This is a genomic window from Streptomyces bambusae, assembly GCF_019400985.1.
Lineage (GTDB): Bacteria > Actinomycetota > Actinomycetes > Streptomycetales > Streptomycetaceae > Streptomyces > Streptomyces bambusae_A.
Genome location: NZ_WTFF01000759.1, coordinates 1 through 506 on the forward strand (window position 1 = coordinate 1; position 506 = coordinate 506).

Annotated in this window: 1 pseudogene; it reads left to right on the plus strand. The window is 82.0% G+C overall.

The annotated features are described in order from the left end of the window. Positions 1–506: pseudogene (locus GPJ59_RS36905) on the plus strand (hypothetical protein); the annotation flags it as partial.

Genomic DNA, 506 nt, shown 5'->3' on the forward strand with positions numbered 1-506 from the left:
ACCCCGGCCCCCGTCGCCCCGGCCGCGCCGCAGACCCCGACCCCGGTCGCGCCGCTGCACCAGGCCGGTCCGCCGACCCTGGGCCCCGAGTACCTCGACGTGTCCGCGCAGCCCGTGGCCGCCGCGCCCGGCCTGCCGGTGACCGAGGTCCCGCTGCAGGGCGGTGCCCCGTGGACCCCGGAGCCGGTGGCCGGTGCCGCCCTGCCCGAGCCGGTCCCCGCGCCCGCCGAGCCGGGCCAGCTGGTCACGCCCGACCCCGCGGCGTCCGAGAGCCTCCTCGGCCGGCTGATCCCGGAGCCCGTCCCCGCCGCGCCGGCACCCGAGCCCGTACCGGCCCCGCAGGACGTCGTAGCTCCACTGCCGTCCGACGAGGCCGGGGCCCCGGAGGCCGTGGTCCCCGAGGCCCTGGCCCCGGAGATCGTGGCCGCGGCCGGCGAGGCTGTGGCCGTCGAGGCCGTGGCCGTGGCCGAAGCCGTGGCGCCCGAGGCCCCGGCGGAGCCCGTGAC